This is a genomic window from Sphingomonas hankyongi, assembly GCF_023516575.1.
Classification (GTDB): Bacteria; Pseudomonadota; Alphaproteobacteria; order Sphingomonadales; family Sphingomonadaceae; genus Sphingomicrobium; species Sphingomicrobium hankyongi.
In genome coordinates, this window is the sequence record NZ_JAMGBE010000006.1 from 1 (window position 1) to 823 (window position 823).

Sequence of the window (823 nt, forward strand, 5' to 3'; positions counted from 1 at the left end):
TACCGAACCCGCCAGTGACGGGATCTCGCAGCTCGTCGCATGATCCAGGATGTCGTTGTAGTGGACACCCAGCGAGCTGAAGGACTCCAGATAGTTGGCGTAGCTTGCGCCGGCCAGCTGATCGAGAGCGTTCTGGTAATCGACCGGATCGGTGATCTGGAACAGTTCGTTGAACAGATCCGCGATGCCGCCCGTCAGGTCAGGATCGTAGATGCACTCGAGACCTTCCGAGGTCGACTGGCCGTTTTCGGTCAGGCCCGGAATTTCATCGAACGGCGTCCTGGTGAACGCGAGGTCGATGTTGTCGTTCGCATCCTCGATACAGTCGAGGTTGAGGAACAGCGATCCGCCGAAGGCTCCGCCGATCTGGCACTGAGCGCCGTCGAAGCCGCCGTTGCGGACATTGGCATCGATGACGTTGTCCCAGAAGTAATCGTCGGCGAACAGGCCATTGGCGGGCTGGATGTCAGCAACCAGCGTGCCCTCCAGGTTCGCCGTGTCGGCGAAGACCTGAGCATAAGTGCCGACTTCCTGATCGCCACCCGATTCCGGCACCAGCTGGAATGTGATGGTGCCGTCGGCGCCCACGTTGAAGGTGTCGACCAGTGCATAGGTCGGTCCTTCGAAGCCCGTCGGGTCGCCGTGGACACGGGTGTCCGCGAGAACCAGGTTGCCGCCATCGTCGATGGTCAGCGTGCCAGGGCCGGCAAGGCCGCTGTCGAGTGCTGTTGCATCGAGGATGCGGGTGCTGCGGTCGGTGCGGTCGTAACCCGGGATCGCCGACGGATTGATGATGCCGTCGAAGTAGGTCGTGCCGCTGGCA

1 protein-coding gene is annotated in these 823 nt (G+C 62.0%); it reads right to left on the bottom strand.

What is annotated here, in order from left to right:
- Positions 1–823 (bottom strand): hypothetical protein (locus LZ538_RS13150; RefSeq protein ID WP_249832490.1); only part of this gene is annotated, 823 nt, incomplete at both ends.